This is a genomic window from Achromobacter sp. Root83, assembly GCF_001428845.1.
In the GTDB taxonomy this organism is placed as follows: Bacteria; Pseudomonadota; Gammaproteobacteria; order Burkholderiales; family Burkholderiaceae_B; genus Achromobacter.
Window position 1 is genome coordinate 634229 of sequence record NZ_LMIU01000012.1, and the last position, 22304, is coordinate 656532.

The window sequence follows — 22304 nt, forward strand, 5'->3', positions numbered from 1 at the left end:
ATGACCGCCAGCCGAGTCTCCCCCGTTGTGCCGGGCACCCGCCCGGAACTGGCCACGCTGGAGGCGCGCATCGCCGCCGCCCGCGGCAGGATATCGCCGTTGTACCAGGTGCTGCTGAACAGTCCGGCCGTGGTGGAAGGCTGGGAGGCCATGCTGACGGCCATCCGGCAGAAGACCTCGCTGCCGCCGCGCTTGCGCGAACTGATCATCCTGCGCGTGGCGACCCTGAACAATGCGCCATACGAGTTCGAGGCGCACGTGCCGCACGCGCTGGCGGGCGGCATGCCCCAGGCGGTGATCGACGCCCTGCGCGGCAATCCCGCGCCGGACCGGATGCAGGGCCTGGCGCCGGGCGAAGCCGAGGTGCTGGCGTTGACCGACGCCATGACACGCGACATCGACGTGCCGGACGCAGTGTTCGCGCCGCTACGCGAGCGCTACGATGATGCGCAGCTGGTGGAGCTGGCCGCGACGGTGGGTGCGTACAACATGGTGTCGCGCTTTCTGGTGGCCCTGCGGGTCGGGCATTGAAAGGAGATGACTGTGCAGGAAACGATATTGCTGGTGTCGCTGGGCGAGCGCTTCGACGAGGCGCGCGCGCGGGATCTGGCCGCCCGTCTGACCGACGGCCTGGCGGGAGCGCAGCTCAGCGCGTTCGCGGCGCTGGACGCCGACGACACCTATATCTATGTGACGGGGAAGCAGGCGCTGCCTGAGATCCAGGCCCGCCTGGCCGAGCTGCTTCCCGGCGCCCATGCCCGGGTGCTGCACCGGACGCTGGATCTGGCCGGGGCGTCGGCCGGGCAGGACGCGCCGTGGCACTACATCGTCGAAACCGATGTGCTGCCCGAAGCGGATGCCGACCTGAACGCCTGGTACGACCAGGAGCATCTGCCCGGCCTGGCGTCAGTGCCCGGTACGGTGCGCGCGCAACGCTATGAATGCCGCGACGAGTCGCCGCGCTACCTGGCTTGCTATGACCTGCATACCCAGGAAACCTTCGGCAGCCCGCCGTGGCTGGCCGTGCGCGCAAGCGACTGGAGCAGCCGTGTGCGGCCATCGTTTTGCAACACGCGGCGCACGATGTTCAAAAAGATCCTGTAGCGCCTGCTAGCGGAAAGCAGAGGGGCCCGGACATCAGGCGATGTCCGGGCCCCTCTGCCTTGCGGATCCGGTCTAGTCGACCTGACCGAGCAGCAGGAATTCCATCAGCGCCTTCTGCACGTGCAGGCGGTTTTCGGCTTCGTCCCAGACCACGCTTTGCGGGCCGTCGATGACTTCACCGGCAACCTCTTCACCGCGGTGGGCGGGCAGGCAGTGCATGAAGACGGCCTGCGGGTCGGCGGCGGCCATCATTTCGGCGTCCACGCACCAGTCGGCGAAGGCCGTGCGGCGCTCTTCGTTTTCGGCCTCGTAGCCCATGCTGGTCCAGACGTCGGTGGTGACCAGGTGCGCGCCCTTGCAGGCTTCCATTGGGTCCTTGAACTGGCGCAGCACCTTGCTGGAAGGCGTGCCGATGCGGGCGGCTTCGAGCTCGTAGCCGGCGGGCGTGGACACGTGCAGCGTGAAACCCAGCATTTCGGCCGCGTGCAGCCACGTGTAGGCCATGTTGTTGGCGTCGCCCACCCAGGCCACCGTCTTGCCGGCGATGGGACCGCGGTGCTCGATGTAGGTGAAGATGTCCGCCAGGATCTGGCAGGGGTGGAATTCGTTGGTCAGGCCGTTGATCACGGGCACGCGCGAGTGCGAGGCGAAGCGCTCGATGCGGGTCTGCTCGAACGTGCGGATCATGACGATGTCGACCATGCGCGAAATGACGCGCGCGGTGTCTTCGATGGGCTCGGAGCGGCCGAGCTGCGAATCGTTGGAGGTCAGGTTGATGACCGAACCGCCCATCTGGTACATGCCGGCCTCGAAGGACACGCGGGTGCGCGTGCTGGCCTTTTCGAACACCATCGCCAGCGTGCGGTCGTGCAGCGGCATATGGGGCTCATAGCGTTTGAACTTTTCCTTGATCAGGCGCGCGCGGTCCAGCACGTAGGCGATCTCGGCGGACGAGAAGTCCTTGAACTGAAGAAAGTGCCGCAACGGGCCGTTTTGAGTCGTGGGAGGAGTCATGGTGATGTCGCAGGTCATTGGGCCCGGCCAGGCTCGTGGCCCGGGCGGGACGTTGATTATGGTTTTTCGGTGAGGAACTGTTGGATGAGCGGAACCAGGATGGCGACGATCTGGTCGGCCTCTTCGCGGGTCAGTATCAGCGGTGGCAGCATACGGATGACGCGGTCGCGCGTGACATTGATGAGCAGGCCGGCCTCGAGGGCACGCATGGCCAGGATGCCGCAGGGGCGGGCGAGCTCGATGCCCAACATCAGGCCACGGCCCCGCACTTCGGTGACGCCAGGGGTGCCGGCCAGCGCGCTGGCCAGCGAATTCTTCAAGTGATTGCCCACGGCGTGGGCGTTGTCCAGCAGCTTTTCGGATTCCAGGGTATCCAGCACCGCCAGCCCGGCCGCGCACACCAGCGGGCCGCCGCCAAAGGTGGTGCCATGGCTGCCCGGGGTGAAGACGCCCGCGGCGGGGCCGGCTGCCAGCATTGCGCCGATGGGGACGCCGCCGGCCAGGCCCTTGGCCAGCGTCATGACGTCGGGCACGATGCCGGCCCACTGGTGGGCGAACCATTTGCCAGTGCGGCCGATGCCGGACTGTACTTCGTCGATCATCAGGAGCCAGCCGCGCTCGGTGCACAGGCGGCGGACTTCCTGGAGATAGGCGATGTCGGACGGGCGGATACCGCCTTCGCCCTGCAGCACTTCAAGCAGCACGGCCGCGGTGCGGGGTTCGGCGTCGCCGGCGGCGCGCACTGCGTCGAGGTTGTTGTACGGAACCTGGACGAAGCCGCTGGGCAGGGGCTCGAAGCCCTTGCGCGCCTTTTCGCTGCCGGTGGCCGCCAGCGTGGCCAGCGTGCGGCCATGCCAGGACGAATCCATGGTGATGATGTGGGCGTGCTTGTTGCCGCGCTGGTAGGCGTAATAGCGGGCCAGCTTGATGGCGGCCTCGTTGGCTTCGGAGCCGCTGTTGTTGAACGCGACCTCCTGCATGCCGGACAGTTCCGCCAGGCGGGCGGCAAGCGCCGTCTGCTGGGGGATTTCGTAGATGTTCGAGGTGTGGATGACGCGTGCGGCCTGCTCGGCGATGGCGGCCACGAGTTTCGGGTGCGCATGGCCCAGGCAGGACACGCCGATGCCGGCCAGGGCATCCAGATACCTGCGGCCCAGGGCATCCCATAGCCATACGCCTTGGCCGTGCGTGAACGACACCGGCAGCCGGGCGTAGATGTTGGCCAGAGGCGAGCTCATCGCGGATCCTCCTGGGTTATTGCCTGAGGGTTGTTGCCCGAGGGTGATTGCCTGAAAGGCATGCCCTGCTTTTCAGCGGCATATTCGAGGCGAATCGCCTTTCGAAAGAGGGCAAAGGATCAATCATATACAATTCGCGGCGCAGGACGCATGTTTGATCACGCCGAAGATCCGGCTTTCGTGAAAGGCGCCCTGCAGTGAAGAACTCATGGCAACTCGCGTCAGACAATTCGTAATTCATGGCGTTACCGAAAGCGGTAGCCGATTCCGCCCCAGCGATTGGGCGGAGCGGCTCGCCGGCGTAATGGCACAGTTCCGGCCCGCCGGCTGTGCTGGTAACCACCTCACTTATTCGCCCTATGTGCTCCCCGTCGTGATCGATGGCGTGCGCGGGATCGTGGTCGATCTCCGTTTGCGCGACCTGGAGCCCCTGGCGTACAAGTTCGTGGTGGACTTCGCCCGCGACAACAACCTCAAGACGGAAGAACGCGAAATCTAGGTCTTCCGAACGAAAAAGCGCCCAACCGGGCGCTTTTCTCATTCGGACAGCCGGCGCGCCCCAGCGGGCGGGCCGGCCGCTACGCGTCGTTTGCGGGGCAGGGACAGCCGGCGGCATTGCTGCCGGGGGCGGCGATCCCCTGCAACCCGCGCGGGACGGGCGCACGGCGAATGCAAATTGTATACAAAAAGGCGGCGCGTTCCCGCGCACGCCTTGCCGTCCCTGGACCGGCCAAGTTATTTCGCATACACCAGATCGCGCAGGCCGAGCGACAAGCCCGGCCAGTAGGTGATGACCATCAGGCAGACGATCACCACGCCCACGAATGGCACCAGCGGCTTGATCAACCGTTCCAGCGGCAGCTTCGCCACCGCGCAGGCCGCGAACAGGTTTACCCCGAACGGCGGCGTGATCATCCCCAGGGCCAGATTCACGACCATGATGATCCCGAAGTGCACCGGTTCCACGCCGAACTTGAGCGCGACCGGCAGCAGCAAGGGGGCCAGCACCACGATGGAGGCCGAGGTCTCGATGAACATGCCGATCACGAACAAGGCCGCGTTCACGCCCATCAGGAATGTGAACTTGGTGTCGAAGATCTGGGACAGCCACACGCCCAGCGCATCGGGAATTCCGGCCCGGTTGAGCAGGAAGCTGAAGATGCCGGCGTTGGCGATCACGAACATGATGACGGCGGTGGACACCACGGACTTGTGCAGTGTCTGCGACAACTGCCTGAAGCTCAGTCGGCGGTAGATGAACTTGCCCACCACCACGGCGTACATCACGGCGACGACCGAGGCTTCGGTCGGCGTGAACACCCCGCCGTAGATACCGCCCAGGATGATCACGGGCATCATCAGCGCCAGCCAGGCGCTCTTGAACGCCGGCCACAGCGGCAGACGGCCTTCACCGTCGCGCTTGCCGAGGTTGTTGCGCTTGGCGTAGAACCAGACGTAGAACATCAGCGCAACGCCGATGAGAATGCCGGGCATCACGCCGGCGATGAAGAGTTCACCGGTGGACGTGTCGGTGGACACGGCGAACAGGATCATCGGGATGGACGGCGGGATGATCACGCCCAATTCGGCTGCGCTGGCCTGCAGCGACGCGGCGAACGGAGCGGGGTACCCGTGCCGGATCATGGCCGGGATCAGGATCGCGCCCACGGCGAAGGTAGTGGCGACGCTGGAACCGGCGACCGCCGCGAAGATCATGCAGGTCAGCACGCAGGTGCAGGCCAGGCCGCCCTGGATGCCGCCCACCACGCTCTTGGCGAATTCCACCATGCGTTCGGAGATGCCGCCGGCTTCCATCAGGTTGCCGGCCAGGATGAAGAACGGGATGGCGACCAGCGGGTACTTGTCCAGCGCTGCGTACAGTTGCTGGGCGACGACCACCCAGGGCAGGCCGGCGGTGCCGACGCCCGCCAGGCTGGCCAGGCCGATCGACACGGCGACCGGCACGGACAGCCCGAAGAAGATCAGCATCGAGACAATCATTATTTGGGACATGGCGATATCTGCTGCTCAGGTTCGATAAGGGCGGCTCAGCCTTGCGCGTCGTTGCGCACGGGCACGTCTTCTTCTTCGCCGGCGCACCAGCGGGCCAGCACGGCGATGGCGGCAAGCGTTGCCCCCACTGGGATCGCCAGATAAATCCAGGAAATCGAGATGTCCAGGCTGGGTACGGTCTGGAAACGCACCCGATAGGTCATGTTGCCGCCAATCCAGGCCAGAAAGCCGAGGAAGCTGGCGCAGATCAGGCCGATCACGGCTTCAAGCACGCGCCGTTTGGTGCCGCCCAGTAGGTTGCGCAGCAGTTCCACGCTGATCATGGCGCCGTGGCGGAAGGCCAGCGCCACACCCAGCAGCACGGTCCAGATCAGGAGGGCGCGGGTCAGCACCTCGCTCCAGTCGGCGGGCGAGTGCAGCACGAAGCGGGCGATGACTTGATAGAAGGCGGCGGCCGCGGCGGCCACCAGCAAAAGTTGGGCAAGGACCGAAATCAGCTTGAACAAGCCACGGTCGAAAGCGCAGAGCAAACGCATGATGAATCCCGGGTGCGATGGGCGCAAAGAATGGGGCACGGGGGCGGCGGGACGGGGATCCCGCCGCCCGGCGTTGCATGCCCGCAGGGGCAGGCCCCGCTTACTTGGTGTCGCGGATCGAATCGATCAGCTTCTTGTCGAACTTCTTGTAGTACTCGGGGTAGGCCGGCTCGACGGCGGCCGCGAAGGCGGCGCGGTCGACTTCGGACACCTGCATGCCTTCCTTCTTCAACTGTTCGACGCCCGTCTTCTCGATGTTGTCCACGTAGGCGCGCATGGCCAGGGCGGAATCCTTGCCGGCCTTGTCGAAGTTGGCCTTGTCGGCGGCCGACAGGCCTTCATAGACGTTGGCGGACATCAGCACCAGGGCCGGGCCGTACACGTGGCCGGTCAAGGACAGGTACTTCTGCATCTGCGACAGCTTGGCCGACGTGATCACCGACAGGGGGTTTTCCTGGCCGTCGATGGTGCCTTGCTGCAGGGCGGTGGCCACTTCGGGCCATGCCATCGGCGTGGGCAGGATGCCGATCTGGCGGAAGGCGGTGATGTGGATCGGGTTCTCGGTGGTGCGGATCTTCAGGCCCTTGGCGTCCGCCGGGGTCTTGACCGGGCGCACGTTGTTGGTCAGGTGGCGAAAGCCCTGTTCACCCCAGGCGAGCGCGACGATGCCGCGGCTGGGGAACTTGGCCAGCATGTCCTGGCCGATCTTGCTGTCCAGGACGGTGCGGGCGTGCTGCAGGTCGCGCAACAGGAACGGGATATCGAAAACCCCGGTCTCGGGAACAAAATTCAGGGTGGCGCCGGTCGAAACGATGGCCAGGTCGATGGTGCCGATCTGCAGGCCTTCGATGACCTCGCGTTCGCCGCCCAGCGCGCTGTTGGCGAATTGCTGTACCTTGTACTTGCCGTTGCTGGATGCCTCGATGGACTTGGCCATGGCATCGGCGCCCGCGCCGTAGTGCGACGAGGTCGACAGGGCGTAGGCCATCTTCAGGGTGGTCTGGGCTGCCGCGGGCAGCGAGGTGGCGGCCGCGCAGGCGGTCAGAATCGTGGCCGCAAGCCAGGATTTGCGCATTGTCTTCTCCGGTATTGGTTATCTTATGGGCGGCTTTGCCGCCCGCCCCGGGATGATATCGGGATTCGGACGCCCTATAGGCGGTTAGTTAACATAGATGAATGATGGATTTCCCTGATATGTCACAGGCCAAGCGCCCTGGTTTCTGGTCCACCCTGCGCCTGGGCGCCCGCATGATGATGCGGGATGCGCGCGCGGGCGAATTGCGCTTGCTGGTGCTGGCCCTGGTGGTGGCGGTGGCGGCCGTGACCAGTGTCGGCTTCCTGGCCGACCGGGTCAGCCGGGCGCTGGAACGCGACGCCGGCCAGATGCTGGGCGCCGACTTGGTGCTGGACGCCGACGAGCCCGTGCCAGCGGCGTTCAAGGAACAGGCGCGCGAGCGCGGCCTGACCGTCTCCAGCACCTGGCAGTTCCCCACCATGGTCGGCGGGGCCGCGGACGGCGCGCAACTGGCTGCGCTGAAGGCGGTGGAGCCGGGCTATCCGCTGCGTGGCGCCTTGCGGGTCGCCGACGCGCCATTCAGCCCCGATGCGCCGACACGCGATACGCCGCCCGAAGGCGCGGTGTGGGTCGATGCCCAACTGCTGTCGCTGCTGAACCTGAAAGTGGGGGATACGCTGAACGTGGGCGATGCCCATCTGCGCATCGACCGCGTGATCACCTATGAACCGGACCGCGGCATGCAGTTCGTCAACGTGGCGCCGCGCGTGCTGCTGCGCGCCAGCGATCTTCCGGCCACCGGCCTGATCGCGCCGGGCAGCCGCATCGGTTATGCGCTGCTGGTCGCCGGCCAGCCGGACGCCGTGGCCGGGTATTCGGCCTGGCTCGGGCAGAACCTGAAGCGCGGCCAGAAAGTCGCCACCCTGGAGTCGGGCCGTCCCGAAGTGCGCCGCACGCTGGACCGCGCGCAGCGTTTCCTGTCGCTGGTCGCGCTGCTGGCGGTGCTGATCTCGGCGGTGGCCGTGGCGCTCGCCGCCGGCCGCTACATGACCCGGCACCGCGACGGCATCGCGGTCATGCGCTGCCTGGGGGCGGTGCAATCCCAGGTCGCCCGCATGCTGACGCTGGAATTCACGCTGGTCGGCCTGTTCTCGTCCGCCGCCGGCTGCCTCTTGGGGTATGCCGTCCACCAGGTGCTGGTGATGCTGCTGGGCTCGCTCATCGACACCGCCTTGCCGGCCCCTTCGGCCATTCCGGCGCTGCAGGGCTTGCTGACGGGGCTGTTGCTCTTGCTGGGTTTTGCCTTGCCGGCGCTGGCGCAACTGCGCCACGTGCCGCCGGCCCGCGTGTTGCGGCGCGACGCGGATACGCTCAGCGCGCGCAGCGCCCTGGGCTACGTCCTGGGCGCCACGGGCTTTGCGCTGCTGATCTGGTGGTTCGCGGGCGACGCCAGGCTGGGCGCCGTAGTGGCCGGCGGCTTTCTGGGCGCCTTCGGGGTCTTCGCCCTGGTGGCCTGGATGTGCATCCTGGGCTTGGCGCGCGTGCGCGGCCTGGCCGCGGGCCTGCCGGCGCTGCGCTTCGCGCTGGCCGGCGTGGTGCGCCGGCGGGCCGCCACGATCACCCAGGTCTGCGCGCTGGCGGTCGGGCTGATGGCGCTGCTGTTGCTGACCATGACGCGCACCGACCTGATCCAGGGCTGGCAGCGCACGCTGCCGCCGGACGCGCCCAACCGCTTTCTGATCAATGTGCAGCCCGACCAGCGCCAGGCCGTGACCGACGCGCTGACCCGAGAGGGGCTGGGCGGGATTGCGCTGTCGCCGATGGTGCGCGGGCGCCTGATCGCCGTCAACGGCAAGCCGGTGGGGCCGGACGACTACGAAGAGCCGCGCGCCAAGCGGCTGGTGGACCGGGAGTTCAACCTGTCCTATGGCGACGAGATGCCTTCGTCGAACCGCATCGAGCAGGGCCGCTGGCTGGCGCCGGGGTCCGCCGAGGTCTCGCTGGAGTCGGGCCTGGCGAAGACCCTGGGCATCGGGCTGGGCGACAAGATGACCTTCGACGTGGCGGGCCAGCAGGTCGAGGTGGCGGTTTCAAGTACGCGCCGGGTGGATTGGGATACGATGCGCGTGAATTTTTTCGCCATCCTGACCCCCGCCTCGCTGGCCGACATGCCCCAAAGCTGGATCACCTCGTTCTATCTGCCGCCCGAAAAGGCGGCGGTGCTGCCCGCGCTGGTGCGCGAGTTCCCGAACCTGACGGTGTTCGACGTGGGCGCCATCCTGCAGCAACTGCAGTCCGTGCTGAATGAAGTGGGCAGGGCGGTGCAGCTTCTGTTCCTGTTCACGCTGGCCGCCGGCGTGCTGGTGCTGTCCGCGGCACTGACCGCCACCCGCGACGAGCGCATGCGCGAGGCCGCGGTGCTGCGCGCGCTGGGCGCCACGCGGCGCCAACTGGCGCGGTCCCAGCGCATCGAGCTGTGGGCCGTGGGCGGCCTGGCCGGCCTGCTGGCGGCCGCCGGCGCCACCGCGATTGCCTGGGCTTTATCAACGCTGGTGTTCGACTTCACTATTACCTTCAGTCTTTGGCCGTGGCTGGCGGGCATCGGCATCGGCATGCTGGGCGCCTGGGCGGGCGGCGCCCTGGCGCTGCGCGGCGTCCTGCGCACGCCGCCCCTGGTCACCCTTCGAGAAACCTGATGACATCCCGCGTCCAAACCATTACCGAACCCGTGGAAAATTCCCGCACCATGTTTGACCTTCTGGGCGGCGAGTCCGGCGTGCGCGCGCTCGTCGACCGCTTCTATGACCTGATGGACATGGAGCCCGATCTCAAGGAATTGCGCGCCGCGCACGGCCCCAGCCTGGATGAGGCCCGGGACAAGCTGTTCTGGTTCCTGTGCGGGTACTTTGGCGGGCCGGACCACTATATAGAACGCTTTGGCCACCCCCGCCTGCGGGCGCGGCACCTGCCGTTTTCCATCGGCGAGGTCGAACGCGACCAATGGGTGACCTGCATCGGGCGCGCCATGGAAGACGAGGGCATCGAGCCCGCGCTGGTCGAGCGCCTGCTGGAATCCTTCTACGGCGTGGCCGACTGGATGCGCAACCGTGAAGGCTGACGACCCGCAATCGGGCGCCCGGCGCCAGTCCTGGGCCGGCCCCTTGGGCGGCGCCATGCTCAGCGACGCCGCGCGCTTGCCGGATGCCGGACCCGAAGTCTTCAACCCGGCGCACTACGGCGAGCGGGCGCGGCCGGTGGACGCCGGCGGCCGCCAGGCGGCCTGGTTCGTGCAGGGGCAGGGCTGGCAGGGCGTGTTGCGCCGCTACCGCCGCGGCGGCATGATTGCCCGCGTCAGCAGCGACGCCTATCTCTGGAATGGCGAGGCCCGTACCCGGAGTTTCCGCGAATACCGCCTGCTGGCGGAGATGCGCGCACTAGGCCTGCCCGTTCCCGCGCCGCTGGCCGCGGCCTACTGGCGGCAAGGCCCGATCTACCGCGCCGCCATCGTGGTGGAGCGCATACCCGGCGTGCGTCCCCTGGCTCAGGCGGTGGCCGAGCCGCTCTGGCAGGCCGTGGCCGACGCGATCGTCCACATGCACCGGGCGGGCGTGTGGCATGCCGACCTGAATGCGTTCAACATTCTGATCGGCAGCGATGGCAAGGTCTGGCTCATCGATTTCGACCGCGGCACGCAGGGCGCATTGTCGGAACGGCAGCGCCAGGCCAATCTGGAGCGGCTGCGGCGTTCGCTGCGCAAGGTGGCGGGCGAGTCCGGAGAGCGCTTCTGGCTGCGCCTGCGCGACAGTTATTGGACGGCCTGGGGCGTCGGAATCCAGCCCTGACCGCCGTCCAGGCCACGGCTCCCGGCCTGCGGGCAGTGCCCCAATCGCCCGCCAAAGTTGGGCAGGTCATCGCTAAAAAGCTTTATCATTTCGCCTTTTGGTACTCCTGTCACACAGGGCACAGAGCAAGGGGGCTTGGTCATAATGGAACTCAAGGCGGGAATGCGCTGGGCGCTCGGAGCGGCGTTGATCGCAGCAGCCACATCGGCGGCGGTCGCGCAGAACAAGGTCGTCAACGTCTACAACTGGGCCGAATACACGGCCCCCGATACGATTCCCGGTTTCGAAATGGAAACCGGTATCAAGGTCCGCTATGACGTCTACGACAGCAACGACGCCCTGCAGGCCAAGCTGCTGGCAGGCAAGTCGGGTTATGACGTCGTTGTCCCGTCCACCCATTACGCCTCGCGCCAGATCGAAGCCGGCCTGTTCCAGAAGCTGGACAAGTCCAAGATCCCGAACTGGAAGCACCTGGATCCTGAGGTGATGGCGCTTGTCGCCACGGTCGATCCCGGCAACGAACACGCCGTTCCCTGGGGCTACGGCACCAACGGCCTGGGCTACAACGTCACCAAGGTCAAGCAGATCATGGGCGACGACGTCGACCTGGCCAACTGGGACATGCTCTTCAAGCCCGAGAACGCCGCCAAGCTGAAGGAGTGCGGCATCTCCATGCTGGACGAAGCCGCGCAGGTGTTTCCGGCCGTGCTGAAGTACCTGGGCAAGGATCCCAACAGCACCAATGCCGCCGACTACCAGGCCGCGATGGAAGTCCTGAAGAAGATCCGCCCGTACATCCGGCAGTTCAGCTCGTCGGGCTATATCGACGAACTGGCCGTGGGCGACCTCTGCATGGTCTACGGCTTTTCCGGCGACGTCATGATCGCCCGCAAGCGCGCGCAAGAGGCCAAGAAGGCCTATGAAGTGAATTACTTCATTCCCAAAGGCGGCGCGCCCGCGTGGTTCGACCTGATGGTCATCCCCAAGGATGCCCCGCATCCCGAAGAGGCGCTGGCCTTCATCAACTACATCGAAACGCCGCAGGTTCACGCGGCCATCACCAACACCATGTTCTACCCCAACGCCAACAAAGAGGCGCGGCAGTACGTGACGAAGGACGTGGCCGACAACCCCATGATCTACCCGCCGGCGGAGGTCTCCAAGACCCTGTACGTGATCAAGGCGCTGCCCTTGAATATCGCGCGCCTGCAAAACAAGTTGTGGTCCGAGCTGAAGTTGGGAAATTAGTCATCATGAACGATAGCCGTCACTCGGCGCCGCACGCGGCGGACCCGGATGAGTTCGTCCGGGTCTCCGATGTGGTCAAGATTTTTGGCGACGTGGTTGCCGTGCGCGCCGTCAACCTGTCCGTCAAGCGCAACGAGATCTTCGCGCTGCTGGGCAGCTCCGGCAGCGGCAAGTCCACGCTGCTGCGCATGCTGGCCGGCTTCGAAGAGGCCACCTCGGGCCAGATCCTGCTGGACGGCGAAGACATCACCAGCGTGCCGCCGTATCGGCGGCCCGTGAACATGATGTTCCAGTCCTACGCGCTGTTTCCGCACATGACGGTCGAGGCCAACGTGGCGTTCGGCCTGAAGCAGGAAGGCGTGGACCGCGCCGAAATCCACGACCGCGTGTTCGAAGCCCTGGATCTCGTCCAGATGGCGGGCTATTCGCGCCGCAAGCCCAACCAGCTTTCGGGCGGCCAGCAGCAGCGCGTGGCGCTGGCGCGCAGCCTGGTCAAGCGGCCCAAGCTGCTGTTGCTGGACGAGCCCATGTCCGCGCTGGACAAGCAGATCCGCCAGAAGACGCAGATCGAGCTGGTGAAGATCCTGGAGCAGGTCGGCGTGACCTGCATCATGGTCACCCACGACCAGGAAGAGGCCATGACCATGGCGCACCGCCTGGCCGTCATGACCGAAGGCCAGATCGTCCAGTGCGGCACGCCTCAGGACGTCTACGCCTTCCCCAATTCGCGTTTCGTCGCCAGCTTCATCGGGTCGACCAACATGTTCACCGGCACCATCGTGGTCGATGAGCCCGACCATGTGGCGATCGAATGCGCCGAGTTGACGCGCCCGCTCTTCGTGAACCACGGGGTGAGCGAGCCGCTGGGCATGGAAGTGCATGTGTCCATCCGGCCCGAGCGCCTGGTGGTGTCGCGCGAGCAGCCCGAAGGCGAATACAACTGGGCGCACGGCATGGTCAGCCACATGGCCTGGATGGGCAGCTACGCGCTCTACCAGATCCGCCTGGATTCCGGCAAGACGGTCGAGGCCAGCGTGCCCAGCCTGCTGCTGGCCCAGATGGACGCGCCGGGCATCGACGAAGAGATCTTCGTCAGCTGGGATGCGGATAGCGCGACGGTGCTGGCGTCATGATCCGCTTTTCGCCCCGCGACTGGCTGCCGTCGGGCCGGACCCTGGCGGTGGTGCCGCCGTTCGCATGGCTGGTGCTGTTCCTGCTGCTGCCTTTCCTGCTGGTGCTGAAGATCAGCTTTGCCGAAATGAAGTTCGGCATTCCGCCCTATACATCGCTGGCGCAATTCCAGGACGAGGCCATCCAGTTCAGCCTGCATCTGCGCGGCTACATCCTGCTGTTCACCGAAAACCAGTATTTCCGCACCTACCTGAGCTCGGTGAAGATCGCCGGCATCACCACGCTGATCTGCGTGCTGATCGGCTATCCCATCGCGTACTACATCGCGCGTTCGTCGACGCGGGTGCGCAACCTGCTGCTGCTGGCGGTGATCCTGCCGTTCTGGACGTCGCTGCTGCTGCGCGTATATGCGTGGGTGGGCATCCTGCGCAACGACGGCCTGCTGAACAACCTGCTGCAGGGCCTTGGGCTCATTTCCAGTCCGCTCGAGATCTATCGCACCGACGTGGCGGTCTATATCGGCATGGTCTATGCCTATCTGCCGTTCTTCATCCTGCCGCTGTACGCCACGCTCGTGAAGATGGACCTGCGCCTGCTGGAAGCGGCATACGACCTGGGCGCCAAGCCCTGGCAGGCGTTCTGGCAGATCACCGTGCCGCTGTCGCGCCAGGGCGTGATCGCCGGCGCCATGCTGGTGTTCATCCCGGCCGTGGGCGAATACGTGATCCCGGAAATGCTGGGCGGCGCCAACACGCTGATGATAGGCCGCGTCATGTGGAATGAATTCTTCAACAATGCCGACTGGCCCATGGCCTCGGCGGTGACCTGCGTGATGGTGCTGTTGCTGCTCGTGCCGCTGGTGTACTTCCAGTACAGCCAGGTCAAGCAGCAGGATTTGGCTGGCGGAGGCCGCGCATGAACGGTCCCAACAAGACGATGCGCGCCGTGGTGCTGGGCTTGGGGTATTTCTTCCTGTATGTGCCCATCATCAGCCTGATGGTGTTTTCGTTCAACGAGTCGCCCTCCGTCACTTCCTGGACGGGCTTCTCGTTCCGCTGGTATCACGCGCTGGTCAACGACGACGCGCTGCTGCGCGCGGCCTGGCTGTCGTTCCGGATCGCCGTGCTGACGGCGACGGCGGCCGTCGTCATCGGCACATGGGCGGGCTATGTGCTGGCGCGCATGGGCCGGTTTCGCGGCTTTGCCTTGTATGTGGGCATGCTCAGCGCGCCGCTGGTGATCCCCGAGGTCGTGCTGGGCATTTCCCTGCTGCTGATGTTCGTGGAACTGCGCGGAACGCTGGGCTGGCCGTCGCAGAACGGCATGTTCACGATCTGGGTGGGGCACGTGACGCTGTGCATGGCGTTCGTGGCTGTCGTCATCCAGACCCGCATCCGCGACCTGGACCGCTCGCTCGAGGAAGCCGCGCTGGACCTGGGCGCCACGCCCATCACCGTGTTCTTCAAGATCACGCTGCCGCTCATCGCGCCGGCGCTGGCGTCGGCCTGGCTGCTGTCCTTCACGCTGTCGCTGGACGATGTCGTCATCGCGTCGTTCCTGTCCGGCCCGGGCTCCAGCACGCTGCCCATGGAGGTTTTTTCGCGGGTGCGGCTGGGCCTCAAGCCCGAGATCAACGCGCTCGCCACCCTGTTCATCCTGGCGGTGGGCACCTGCGTGATCCTCGCCAACCGCATGCAATGGCGCAAGGAGGCCGAATCCAAATGAAAGCAACCACCCTGTATGGCCTGGCCAAGTGCAGTACCTGCGTCAAGGCGCGCGACTGGCTGACGGCGCACGGCGTTGATCACGTCTTCGTGGACTACCGGGACAATCCGGTGCCCGCCGCCACGCTGAAATCCTGGGCCGGGCAGGTCGGCGGCTGGGAAAAGCTGGTCAATCGCGCCTCCATGACGTGGCGCAATCTGCCCGAAGACCGCAAGGGCGCCGATACCGACGCCCAATGGACCGCGCTGATCGCCGAGTACCCGGCGCTGGTGCGCCGTCCGGTCACGGTGACGCCCGATGGCGAGGTGAGCGTTGGCTTCAGCGAAAAGCGCTACGGCGAACGCTACGCCTGAGCCGGCGGCGCCGGGCCTGGCCGGCCGGGCGCTGCCCGATGCCTTCTTCGACCGCGACGCGGTCCAGCTTGCGCGCGAACTGCTGGGCAAGGTCATCCGCCACCGCGTGGGTGATCTGTGGCTGTCGGCCCGCATCATCGAGACCGAAGCCTACTACCTGGAAGAGAAGGGCAGCCACGCCTCGCTGGGCTACACGCACAAGCGCCGCGCGCTGTTCATGGATGGCGGCACGGTCTACATGTATTACGCCCGCGGCGGCGACTCGCTGAACTTCAGCGCGGCGGGCGCCGGCAACGCGGTGCTGATCAAATCCGCCCACCCCTGGACGGATGCGCTGTCGGGCCCCGAAGCGCTCGCCCGCATGCAGCAGTTGAATCCCGATGCGCAAGGGCGCGCCCGCCCGCCCGCCAGCCTTTGCGCGGGGCAGACGCTGCTGTGCCGGGCGCTGGGCCTGAAAGTGCCCGATTGGGACGCCCGCCGTTTTGATCCTGCCGCGCTGTATGTCGAGGACGTCGGCGAAGCGCCCGCCTTCCTGATCTGCACCACGCGGCTGGGCATCCCGGCTGGCCGGGACGAACACCTGAGCTATCGCTTCGTGGATCCGGCTTACGCCGCGTTCTGCACGCGCAACCCCTTGCGGCGCGGACAGCGCGCGGGGCATGACTATGTGTGGGTGGACCGCCAGGGCATCGTGCTGTCAGAGGCGCCCGCGGGCGGGCAGGGCGGACCTGCCGGCGGCCTCTAGAAGCTGCCTTCTCTTTCGCGCCTGGCCAAGGATGCGCGCAGTTCCGCATGCTTTTGCTGGATGCGCCGGCGATTGAGCCGCTTGCTCCAGGCGTATAGCGGAATCAGCGGCAGCACGCCGAAGCCGTCGATCAGGTACAGGCCCTTCTTGCCGTCGGCGTTCAGCCCCACCGCGATATTGCTGGCGGACATGTCGTTCACCACGACGTGGGCATCGGCCAGGTCTTCGAAGAACTCGGCCAGTTGCGCTTTCAATGCGTCGTCAATGAGGCCGCGTCTGCCGAGGTCCCGCACGGTGGGGGCCAGGTTGCCCTCGCCGTCGGTGATCTTCTCGACCAGCAGGCCCAGGCCCAGCGACGTCTGCGCCAGGCCCACGATGCGCGCCATCGGGACTTCCCACACGCCGGACGGACGCGTGGTGGTGGTGACGTATTCGGAGATTTCGTTCAGATAGACGCGGTAGGCGCTTTCGCGCTGATATTGCTTGTACCAGCGCTTGAACGGCCGCGCTTCCAGATAGACGGCGCGCGCTTGCATGTCGATGATCTTGACAAGCAGGGCTGGCGAATGCGGATGCTGGAAGATGTGCCGGTCCCCGCCTGCGGCAAGCTGCGTTTCCGAATTCAGATCCAGCGGGCCAAACACGGACTGAAATGAGACCGGCGGCTTGCATTGGGAGAGGTCAGCAGGGTTCAAAAGGGGAACGTGGATCGGTTTAGGTGGCGGTCATTTTAATGCGGTTGCCCACCTGCGTCTTCGAATTGTCCTGGAATGATTCGGGCTGGCTGGAAAGGGCCGGGGATGAGACCTACAATTCCCGCTTTGGAGGCGCCTTTTTGAACGATATTCTGCTTTGGGTCGCCGCCGGCGGCGCGGTTTTGGCCATGCTGGCGACGGTGTTGGCCTGGTTGCGGCCGTCCGCAGCCGATGCGCGCCTGGACGCCTTGCTGGAAGGGCTGGAAAGAACCGAACGGGCGCTACGCGCCGATATCGGCGAAGGCCAACGCGGCCTGCGCAGCGAATTCTCGGAATCCACGCGGTCCCTGCGGGTGGAATTGTCACAGTCGCACGCCGAACTGCGCGCCGCCCTGGCCCGCGATGCGCAGGCCGCCCGCGCCGAATCGGCCGAATCGCTGGGCCGCTTCGCCGGCGGATTTTCGGAACAATTGCAGGGGCTGATCCAGATCAACGAGCGGCGCCTGATGGAGGTGCGCGCCACGGTGGACCAGCGCCTGCAGTCTTTGCAGACGGACAACAGCGCCAAGCTCGACGAAATGCGCCGGACCGTGGACGAAAAGCTCCATGCGACCCTGGAACAGCGCCTGGGTGAATCCTTCAAACTGGTATCCGACCGCCTGGAAGCCGTGCACAAGGGGCTGGGCGAAATGCAGGCGCTGGCCGCGGGGGTCGGCGACCTGAAGCGGGTGCTGACCAACGTGAAGTCGCGCGGCACCTGGGGCGAAGTGCAACTGGCCCGGCTGATCGAAGACAACATGACGCCGGACCAGTACGCCAGCAATATCAAGCCCGTGCCGGGCAGCGACGCCGTGGTCGAGTTCGCCATCCGCCTGCCCGGGCGCGGCGATGGCGGCGAGCCCGTCTGGCTGCCTATCGACGCCAAATTCCCCAAGGAAGAGTACGAACGCCTCATGGATGCCCAGGACGCGGCCGATACCGAGGGCGTGAAGGCCGCCGGCGCCGCGCTTGGCCGGGCGGTGGAACTGCAAGCGCGGCTGATTGCCGGCAAATACGTCTCGCCGCCCCACACCACCGATTTCGCCATCATGTTCCTGCCCACGGAAAGCCTGTACGCCGAGGTGCTGAGGCGGCCGGGGCTGCTGGACAAGCTGCACGGCCTGCGGATCAACGTGGCGGGCCCCAGCAATCTGGCGGCCCTGCTGAACAGCCTGCAGATGGGATTCCGCACGCTGGCGATCGAGCAGCGTTCGTCCGAAGTGTGGCAGGTGCTGCGCGCCGTCAAGACCGAGTTCGGCAAGTTCGGCGAAGCCCTGGCCAGCGTCAAGAAGACCTTGGACACGGCAAGCAACAAGATCGGCCAGACCGAAGTGCGCACCCGCGCCATGCTCAAGAATCTGAAAAGCGTGGAAGCGTTGCCCGAGGCCGATGCCTTGCGACTGCTGGGCGGGGCGGGCGCGGCCGACCAGGCCGATGCCGAGGTCGAAGAGGACGCCGAGGACGAGGCTGACGGCCTGCGCGCGCCGTCCGCCGGCGCCGTCTGACCGGCCGGAGCGCACGTATCGGACTCCTGCCGTTCCCAGGCTGCTTGTTGGCCGCCCCTGCAGCCGATATCCTCATGCTTACGGCATTTCGCCGTCGATACCTGGAGCATCGTAAGCATGAGCACCGCTGAACGCCATGATTCCTCTTCTCTCGACGCGACGGCGCTGGGCGCCGACATCGCCCAAGGAGCCATCACGGCGCTTGCTGCAATGCAGCAAGCCGTGGACCGGGTGGCGGCCCGTAACCCTTCGGTCAACGCGGCCTGCGGCGTGCAAGCCGAGGCCGGCCTGCGTCTGGCCCAGTCGCTGGACGATGAACTGGCCTCGCTGTCGCCGCCGCAGCGCCTTGCGCAACTGCGCGACCGCCCGTTCCTGGGCGTCCCCACGCTGCTCAAGGATCTTGCCACCGCCGCCATCGGGCTCCCCAGCGCGATGGGTTCCGTGCTTTACGGGCATGTCGAATGGCATGTCGATGCCGAGCTCGTCAAACGGTATCGCCGGGCTGGGCTGATTCCTTTCGGCCGCACCACCAGCGCCGAACTGGGCCTGAGCCCCACCACCGAATCCCCGGCCTACGGCCCGCCCACGCAAAACCCCTGGAAAACCGGCCATAGCGCGGGCGGCTCCAGCGGCGGCGCGGGCGCGGCACTGGCCAGCGGCATGGTGCGCATCGCCCATGGCAGCGACGGCGGCGGTTCGATCCGCATCCCGGCATCCTGCTGCGGCGTGCTGGGCCTGAAGCCCTCGCGCGGCCTGATGCCGCTGGGTCCGCTCAAGGGCGAGGGCTGGGGCGGCCTGGCCACCGAGCACATGATGACGCTGTCGGTGCGGGACTGCGCCGCGTCCCTGGACATCAGCGCCGGCGCGGACGTGGGCGCGCCCTATGCGGCGCCCGCCCAGCCGGTGGACTCCTACCGCGCGGTCGTCGCCCGGGTGGCCTCCGATCCGCGCTCCGCCCCGCGGCGGCGCATCGCCTTCATCAATACCACCTACGAGGGCGGCGCCATCCACCCCGATGTCGCCGCCACGCTGGACGAGGCCGCCCGCTTCTTCGCCTCGCTGGGACACGAGCTGGTGCAGGCCGCCCCGCCCGTGGGGTCCGAGGAAGTCCTGTCGCCCATGCTGCCCTTGATCGCGAGCGCGGCGGCCAACGCCATCGACAGTTTCGTGGCCGCGCGCGGCAGGCGCCTGGCCGCCGACGAACTGCAGCCCACCACGCTGGGCGCGCGCGAATATGCCCGCGCCATTTCCGGCTCGCAGTACGTGGCCTGCGTCGATACCTGCCATGAGATCACCCGCCGGGTGGGCCGCTTCCTGCACCGCGACGGTTCCCAGGGCTACGATCTGTTCCTTTGCCCGGTGCTGGCCCAGCCGCCGGCACCGATCGGCCGCTATGCCATGGACAACGCCGACTACCTGGCCTACCGTCTGGGCAAGAAGGGCGTCATCGGCTATTCGCCGTTTGCGCCCCTGGCCAACCTGACGGGCATGCCGGCCATTTCCATCCCCTTCGGGATGTCGTCCGACGGCCTGCCCATCGGCATCCAGGTCATGGGGGCGCTGGGCACCGAGGCGCTGTTGCTGGAACTGGCGGCGCAAGTCGAGGCTTTGCGGCCCTGGAACCTGACCGCGCCCATGGCTGGATAAGGCCAAGAGGCCGGATCGCGCCGCATCGGCCCGTGGCGCCCGTGCGGATTGAACCCGGGAGCTGCCATGTCATCGTTCGCGACGCATACCGTCATCAACCAGGTCCCGCCCCTGGAAGACTATTCCCTGTTCGACACCGATCCGGCCTTGCGCGAGGCGGTGCGCCGCGAGGGCGCCGAGGCCTGGGCGGGCGACCTGAACGCGCATGGGGCGTGGCTGGGCCGCGCGCAGACCTTGGCGGCCGGCGCCGAGGCCAACCGCTGCCCGCCGCGTCTGGTCAGCTATGACCGTGGCGGGCACCGCATCGATCACGTCGAGTTCCATCCGTCGTGGAACCTGCTGATGGGCGGCATCATGGCGCGCGGCCTGCACAGCCGGGCCTGGGCCGCGCCCGCGCCCGGCGCGCATGTGGCCCGGGCGGCGGCCTACCTGATGCAGGGCCAGGTCGAAGCCGGCACGCTGTGTCCCACGACCATGACCTTTGCCGCCGTGCCCCTGCTGCAGCGCGAACCCGCCGGCGTCGTGGACTTTGGCGGCCAGTGGCTGCCCGCGCTGTATTCCCGCGAGTTCGACGGAACCGATGCGCCGCTGGCCGCCAAGCGCAGCGCGTTGATTGGCATGGGCATGACCGAAAAGCAAGGCGGCTCGGACCTGCGCGCCGTCACGACGCGCGCCATGCCGCTGGGGGCGCCGGGCCGGGGGGGCGCCTACCAATTGGTGGGGCACAAGTGGTTTTTCTCGGTGCCGCAGGCGGACGCGCACCTGGTGCTGGCGCAGACGGAAGAGGGGCTGAGCTGCTTTTTCGTCCCCCGCTGGATTCCCGACGGTCCGCGCAACGCCATCCGCGTGCGCCGCCTGAAGGACAAGCTGGGCAATCGCAGCAATGCCAGCGCGGAAGTCGAATTCGAAGAGGCCTGGGGCGTCATGGTTGGCGAACCGGGCAAGGGCCTGGCGGTGCTGCTGGAAATGGCGGGCACCACGCGGCTGGACTGCGTGCTGGGCAGCGCTGCCCTGCTGCGCCAGGCGCTGGCCCAGTCGGCGCATCACGCGCAGCACCGCCATGCGTTCGGCAAGGCGCTGATCGAACAGCCCCTGATGGGCAATGTGCTGGCCGACCTGGCGCTGGAAAGCGAAGGCGCCATGGCCCTCGGGCTGCGGCTGGCGCGCGCCGTGGACGAACGCGCCAGCGCCGGCGCGCGCGCGCTGCTGCGGGTCGGCACGCCGGCCGCCAAACTGTGGGTCTGCAAGCGCGCGGTCGCCGCCGTGGCCGAGTGCATGGAGGTCTGGGGCGGCAATGGCTATGTCGAAGAGGGGCCCATGCCCAGGCTCTATCGGGAAACCCCCGTGAACTCCATCTGGGAGGGCTCGGGCAATGTCATGGCGCTTGACGTGCTGCGCGCCTTGCAGCGCGAGCCCGAAGCGCTGCCCGCGCTGGAGGCCGAGTTCGCGCGGGCCGCGGGCCAGTACCGGGACTTCGACGAGGCCGTGGCGCGCTGGCGGTCCCTGCTGGCCGATAGCGGCCAGGCGGAATTCCAGGCGCGCCGCATCGCCGGGGGATTGGCACGGCTGTGGCAGGCCGCCTTGCTGATCGAACATGCGCCCGATGCCGTGGCGCAGGCGTTCATCGGCAGCCGTCTGCAGCCGGACGGGGGCATATTCGGCGAACTGGGCGCGGGCGCCGACACGCAGGCGATCCTGTCGCGGGCGTGGCCCGCCATCGGCGCATGCTAAATTTCCTGGCTCAACCAACTTTCCCGCACTTTCACCGCCATGCTCACCCAGCAAGAACTCAAGCAGCAAGCCGCCGACGCCGCCCTGGAATTCGTTGAACAGGTCGCGGGCCCGGACGTCATCATCGGCGTGGGCACTGGGTCCACGGCCGATCTCTTCATCGACGGGCTGGCGCGTTTCAAGGGCCGCATCGGCGGCACGGTAGCCAGTTCCGAGCGCAGCGCGGCGCGCCTTGCCGGCCATGGCCTGAAGGTGCTGGACCTGAACGACGTGGCGACCATGCCGATCTACGTCGACGGCGCCGACGAGATCGATGCCAGCCTGTCCATGGTCAAGGGCGGCGGCGGCGCGCTGACGCGCGAGAAAATCGTGGCCTCGGTGGCCGAGCGCTTCATCTGCATCGCCGACGAATCCAAGCTGGTCCAGACCCTGGGCAAGTTCCCGCTGCCCCTGGAAGTGATTCCCATGGCGCGCGAGTCGGTCGCGCGCGCGCTGGCCGCGCTGGGAGGGCAGCCGCGCCTGCGCGAAGGGTTCGTTACCGATAACGGCAACATCATCCTGGACGTGTCCGGCCTGTCGATCGCCGACGCGCCCGCCTTCGAAGCCCGCCTGAACAACCTGCCCGGCGTCGTGACCTGCGGCCTGTTTTCGCTGCCAGGCGCCGACGTGGCGCTGCTGGCCACCCAGAACGGCATCCGCCGGCTGGACCGCCGCGCCTGACGC

Annotated in this window: 22 protein-coding genes; 16 read left to right on the plus strand and 6 right to left on the minus strand. The window is 66.9% G+C overall.

Going from position 1 to position 22304, the window contains the following annotated elements; all coding sequences use genetic code 11:
- Together ASE30_RS15330 and ASE30_RS15335 are read left to right on the plus strand one after the other, a co-directional pair.
- Positions 1 to 531 (plus strand): carboxymuconolactone decarboxylase family protein, encoded by a 531-nt coding sequence (locus tag ASE30_RS15330; RefSeq protein WP_057285131.1) that lies wholly within the window; start codon positions 1 to 3, stop codon positions 529 to 531.
- Between the two features lie 12 nt (positions 532 to 543).
- Positions 544 to 1104: a DUF4286 family protein gene (locus ASE30_RS15335; RefSeq protein WP_082601594.1), complete on the plus strand. Its 561-nt coding sequence runs from the start codon at positions 544 to 546 to the stop codon at positions 1102 to 1104.
- A 72-nt stretch (positions 1105 to 1176) separates the two neighbouring features.
- On the opposite strand, the gene argF is transcribed toward ASE30_RS15335, so the two are convergent.
- Both argF and ASE30_RS15345 read right to left on the minus strand, forming a co-directional pair.
- Entirely contained in the window at positions 1177 to 2118 is a 942-nt protein-coding gene (argF, locus tag ASE30_RS15340) for an ornithine carbamoyltransferase (RefSeq protein WP_057285215.1), read from the minus strand.
- A gap of 56 nt (positions 2119 to 2174) precedes the next feature.
- Complete coding sequence (locus ASE30_RS15345; protein ID WP_057285133.1) at positions 2175 to 3356, minus strand: aspartate aminotransferase family protein; 1182 nt, start codon at positions 3354 to 3356, stop codon at positions 2175 to 2177.
- A 208-nt stretch (positions 3357 to 3564) separates the two neighbouring features.
- Here ASE30_RS15345 and ASE30_RS15350 point away from each other — a divergent pair, with 208 nt between their 5' ends.
- Entirely contained in the window at positions 3565 to 3855 is a 291-nt protein-coding gene (locus tag ASE30_RS15350; protein ID WP_013392635.1) for a DUF3579 domain-containing protein, read from the plus strand.
- 236 nt (positions 3856 to 4091) lie between these two features.
- On the opposite strand, the gene ASE30_RS15355 is transcribed toward ASE30_RS15350, so the two are convergent.
- The 3 genes from ASE30_RS15355 to ASE30_RS15365 all read right to left on the minus strand — a co-directional run bounded on the left by ASE30_RS15355 (position 4092) and on the right by ASE30_RS15365 (position 6980).
- Positions 4092 to 5369, minus strand: coding sequence for a TRAP transporter large permease (locus ASE30_RS15355; RefSeq protein ID WP_057285134.1), 1278 nt, complete (start codon positions 5367 to 5369; stop codon positions 4092 to 4094).
- 35 nt (positions 5370 to 5404) lie between these two features.
- Positions 5405 to 5905 carry a TRAP transporter small permease gene (locus ASE30_RS15360; protein WP_057285135.1) on the minus strand — a complete coding sequence of 167 codons (501 nt, stop codon included), beginning with the start codon at positions 5903 to 5905 and terminating at the stop codon, positions 5405 to 5407.
- Positions 5906 to 6005: 100 nt separating this feature from the next.
- Positions 6006 to 6980, minus strand: a complete 975-nt coding sequence (locus ASE30_RS15365) for a TRAP transporter substrate-binding protein (RefSeq protein WP_057285136.1) — start codon at positions 6978 to 6980, stop codon at positions 6006 to 6008.
- 101 nt (positions 6981 to 7081) lie between these two features.
- On the opposite strand from ASE30_RS15365, the gene ASE30_RS15370 reads away from it, so the two are divergent.
- The 9 genes from ASE30_RS15370 (at position 7082) to ASE30_RS15410 (ending at position 15964) form a co-directional block, all read left to right on the plus strand.
- Positions 7082 to 9616, plus strand: a complete 2535-nt coding sequence (locus ASE30_RS15370; protein WP_082601587.1) for an ABC transporter permease — start codon at positions 7082 to 7084, stop codon at positions 9614 to 9616.
- On the plus strand, positions 9616 to 10038 hold the full coding sequence (locus ASE30_RS15375; protein ID WP_082601588.1) for a group II truncated hemoglobin: 423 nt from the start codon (positions 9616 to 9618) through the stop codon (positions 10036 to 10038). The genes ASE30_RS15370 and ASE30_RS15375 overlap by 1 nt, the downstream gene beginning before the upstream one ends.
- Positions 10028 to 10762 (plus strand): 3-deoxy-D-manno-octulosonic acid kinase, encoded by a 735-nt coding sequence (locus tag ASE30_RS15380; RefSeq protein ID WP_057285138.1) that lies wholly within the window; start codon positions 10028 to 10030, stop codon positions 10760 to 10762. Before ASE30_RS15375 ends, ASE30_RS15380 begins: the two co-directional genes overlap by 11 nt.
- A gap of 144 nt (positions 10763 to 10906) precedes the next feature.
- A complete protein-coding gene (locus ASE30_RS15385; protein WP_057285139.1) occupies positions 10907 to 12010 on the plus strand; it encodes a polyamine ABC transporter substrate-binding protein in 1104 nt (367 codons plus the stop codon).
- Between the two features lie 5 nt (positions 12011 to 12015).
- A complete protein-coding gene (locus ASE30_RS15390; RefSeq protein ID WP_057285140.1) occupies positions 12016 to 13143 on the plus strand; it encodes an ABC transporter ATP-binding protein in 1128 nt (375 codons plus the stop codon).
- Positions 13140 to 14060, plus strand: coding sequence for an ABC transporter permease subunit (locus ASE30_RS15395; RefSeq protein WP_057285141.1), 921 nt, complete (start codon positions 13140 to 13142; stop codon positions 14058 to 14060). Before ASE30_RS15390 ends, ASE30_RS15395 begins: the two co-directional genes overlap by 4 nt.
- A complete protein-coding gene (locus tag ASE30_RS15400) occupies positions 14057 to 14866 on the plus strand; it encodes an ABC transporter permease subunit (protein WP_057285142.1) in 810 nt (269 codons plus the stop codon). The genes ASE30_RS15395 and ASE30_RS15400 overlap by 4 nt, the downstream gene beginning before the upstream one ends.
- The gene (locus tag ASE30_RS15405; protein ID WP_057285143.1) at positions 14863 to 15219 is read left to right on the plus strand and encodes a Spx/MgsR family RNA polymerase-binding regulatory protein; all 357 of its coding nucleotides are present in this window, start codon (positions 14863 to 14865) and stop codon (positions 15217 to 15219) included. Before ASE30_RS15400 ends, ASE30_RS15405 begins: the two co-directional genes overlap by 4 nt.
- A 31-nt stretch (positions 15220 to 15250) precedes the next feature.
- Positions 15251 to 15964, plus strand: a complete 714-nt coding sequence (locus ASE30_RS15410) for a DNA-3-methyladenine glycosylase (protein WP_082601595.1) — start codon at positions 15251 to 15253, stop codon at positions 15962 to 15964.
- Here the strand turns inward: ASE30_RS15410 and ASE30_RS15415 are convergent.
- Positions 15961 to 16608, minus strand: a complete 648-nt coding sequence (locus ASE30_RS15415; RefSeq protein ID WP_156407652.1) for a YrbL family protein — start codon at positions 16606 to 16608, stop codon at positions 15961 to 15963. The two genes, ASE30_RS15410 and ASE30_RS15415, sit on opposite strands and share 4 nt — an antisense overlap.
- A 239-nt stretch (positions 16609 to 16847) precedes the next feature.
- On the opposite strand from ASE30_RS15415, the gene ASE30_RS15420 reads away from it, so the two are divergent.
- From ASE30_RS15420 to rpiA, 4 genes are all read left to right on the plus strand, one after another.
- Positions 16848 to 18203, plus strand: a complete 1356-nt coding sequence (locus tag ASE30_RS15420) for a DNA recombination protein RmuC (RefSeq protein ID WP_057285218.1) — start codon at positions 16848 to 16850, stop codon at positions 18201 to 18203.
- 117 nt (positions 18204 to 18320) lie between these two features.
- Positions 18321 to 19850: an amidase gene (locus ASE30_RS15425; RefSeq protein WP_057285145.1), complete on the plus strand. Its 1530-nt coding sequence runs from the start codon at positions 18321 to 18323 to the stop codon at positions 19848 to 19850.
- A gap of 66 nt (positions 19851 to 19916) precedes the next feature.
- On the plus strand, positions 19917 to 21581 hold the full coding sequence (locus ASE30_RS15430; RefSeq protein WP_057285146.1) for an isovaleryl-CoA dehydrogenase: 1665 nt from the start codon (positions 19917 to 19919) through the stop codon (positions 21579 to 21581).
- A 39-nt stretch (positions 21582 to 21620) separates the two neighbouring features.
- Positions 21621 to 22301 carry a ribose-5-phosphate isomerase RpiA gene (rpiA, locus tag ASE30_RS15435; RefSeq protein ID WP_057285147.1) on the plus strand — a complete coding sequence of 227 codons (681 nt, stop codon included), beginning with the start codon at positions 21621 to 21623 and terminating at the stop codon, positions 22299 to 22301.
- Positions 22302 to 22304 lie beyond the last annotated feature (3 nt).

Coding starts and splice junctions, on each gene's coding strand:
- ASE30_RS15330 (WP_057285131.1), top strand. CDS start 1: ATGACCGCCAGCCGAGTCTCCCCCGTTGTGCCGGGCACCCGCCCGGAA.
- ASE30_RS15390 (WP_057285140.1), top strand. CDS start 12,016: ATGAACGATAGCCGTCACTCGGCGCCGCACGCGGCGGACCCGGATGAG.
- ASE30_RS15355 (WP_057285134.1), bottom strand. CDS start 5,369: ATGTCCCAAATAATGATTGTCTCGATGCTGATCTTCTTCGGGCTGTCC.
- argF (WP_057285215.1), bottom strand. CDS start 2,118: ATGACTCCTCCCACGACTCAAAACGGCCCGTTGCGGCACTTTCTTCAG.
- ASE30_RS15425 (WP_057285145.1), top strand. CDS start 18,321: ATGAGCACCGCTGAACGCCATGATTCCTCTTCTCTCGACGCGACGGCG.
- ASE30_RS15360 (WP_057285135.1), bottom strand. CDS start 5,905: ATGCGTTTGCTCTGCGCTTTCGACCGTGGCTTGTTCAAGCTGATTTCG.
- ASE30_RS15350 (WP_013392635.1), top strand. CDS start 3,565: ATGGCAACTCGCGTCAGACAATTCGTAATTCATGGCGTTACCGAAAGC.
- ASE30_RS15420 (WP_057285218.1), top strand. CDS start 16,848: ATGCTGGCGACGGTGTTGGCCTGGTTGCGGCCGTCCGCAGCCGATGCG.
- ASE30_RS15385 (WP_057285139.1), top strand. CDS start 10,907: ATGGAACTCAAGGCGGGAATGCGCTGGGCGCTCGGAGCGGCGTTGATC.
- ASE30_RS15345 (WP_057285133.1), bottom strand. CDS start 3,356: ATGAGCTCGCCTCTGGCCAACATCTACGCCCGGCTGCCGGTGTCGTTC.
- rpiA (WP_057285147.1), top strand. CDS start 21,621: ATGCTCACCCAGCAAGAACTCAAGCAGCAAGCCGCCGACGCCGCCCTG.
- ASE30_RS15370 (WP_082601587.1), top strand. CDS start 7,082: ATGATGGATTTCCCTGATATGTCACAGGCCAAGCGCCCTGGTTTCTGG.
- ASE30_RS15395 (WP_057285141.1), top strand. CDS start 13,140: ATGATCCGCTTTTCGCCCCGCGACTGGCTGCCGTCGGGCCGGACCCTG.
- ASE30_RS15430 (WP_057285146.1), top strand. CDS start 19,917: ATGTCATCGTTCGCGACGCATACCGTCATCAACCAGGTCCCGCCCCTG.
- ASE30_RS15375 (WP_082601588.1), top strand. CDS start 9,616: ATGACATCCCGCGTCCAAACCATTACCGAACCCGTGGAAAATTCCCGC.
- ASE30_RS15400 (WP_057285142.1), top strand. CDS start 14,057: ATGAACGGTCCCAACAAGACGATGCGCGCCGTGGTGCTGGGCTTGGGG.
- ASE30_RS15365 (WP_057285136.1), bottom strand. CDS start 6,980: ATGCGCAAATCCTGGCTTGCGGCCACGATTCTGACCGCCTGCGCGGCC.
- ASE30_RS15405 (WP_057285143.1), top strand. CDS start 14,863: ATGAAAGCAACCACCCTGTATGGCCTGGCCAAGTGCAGTACCTGCGTC.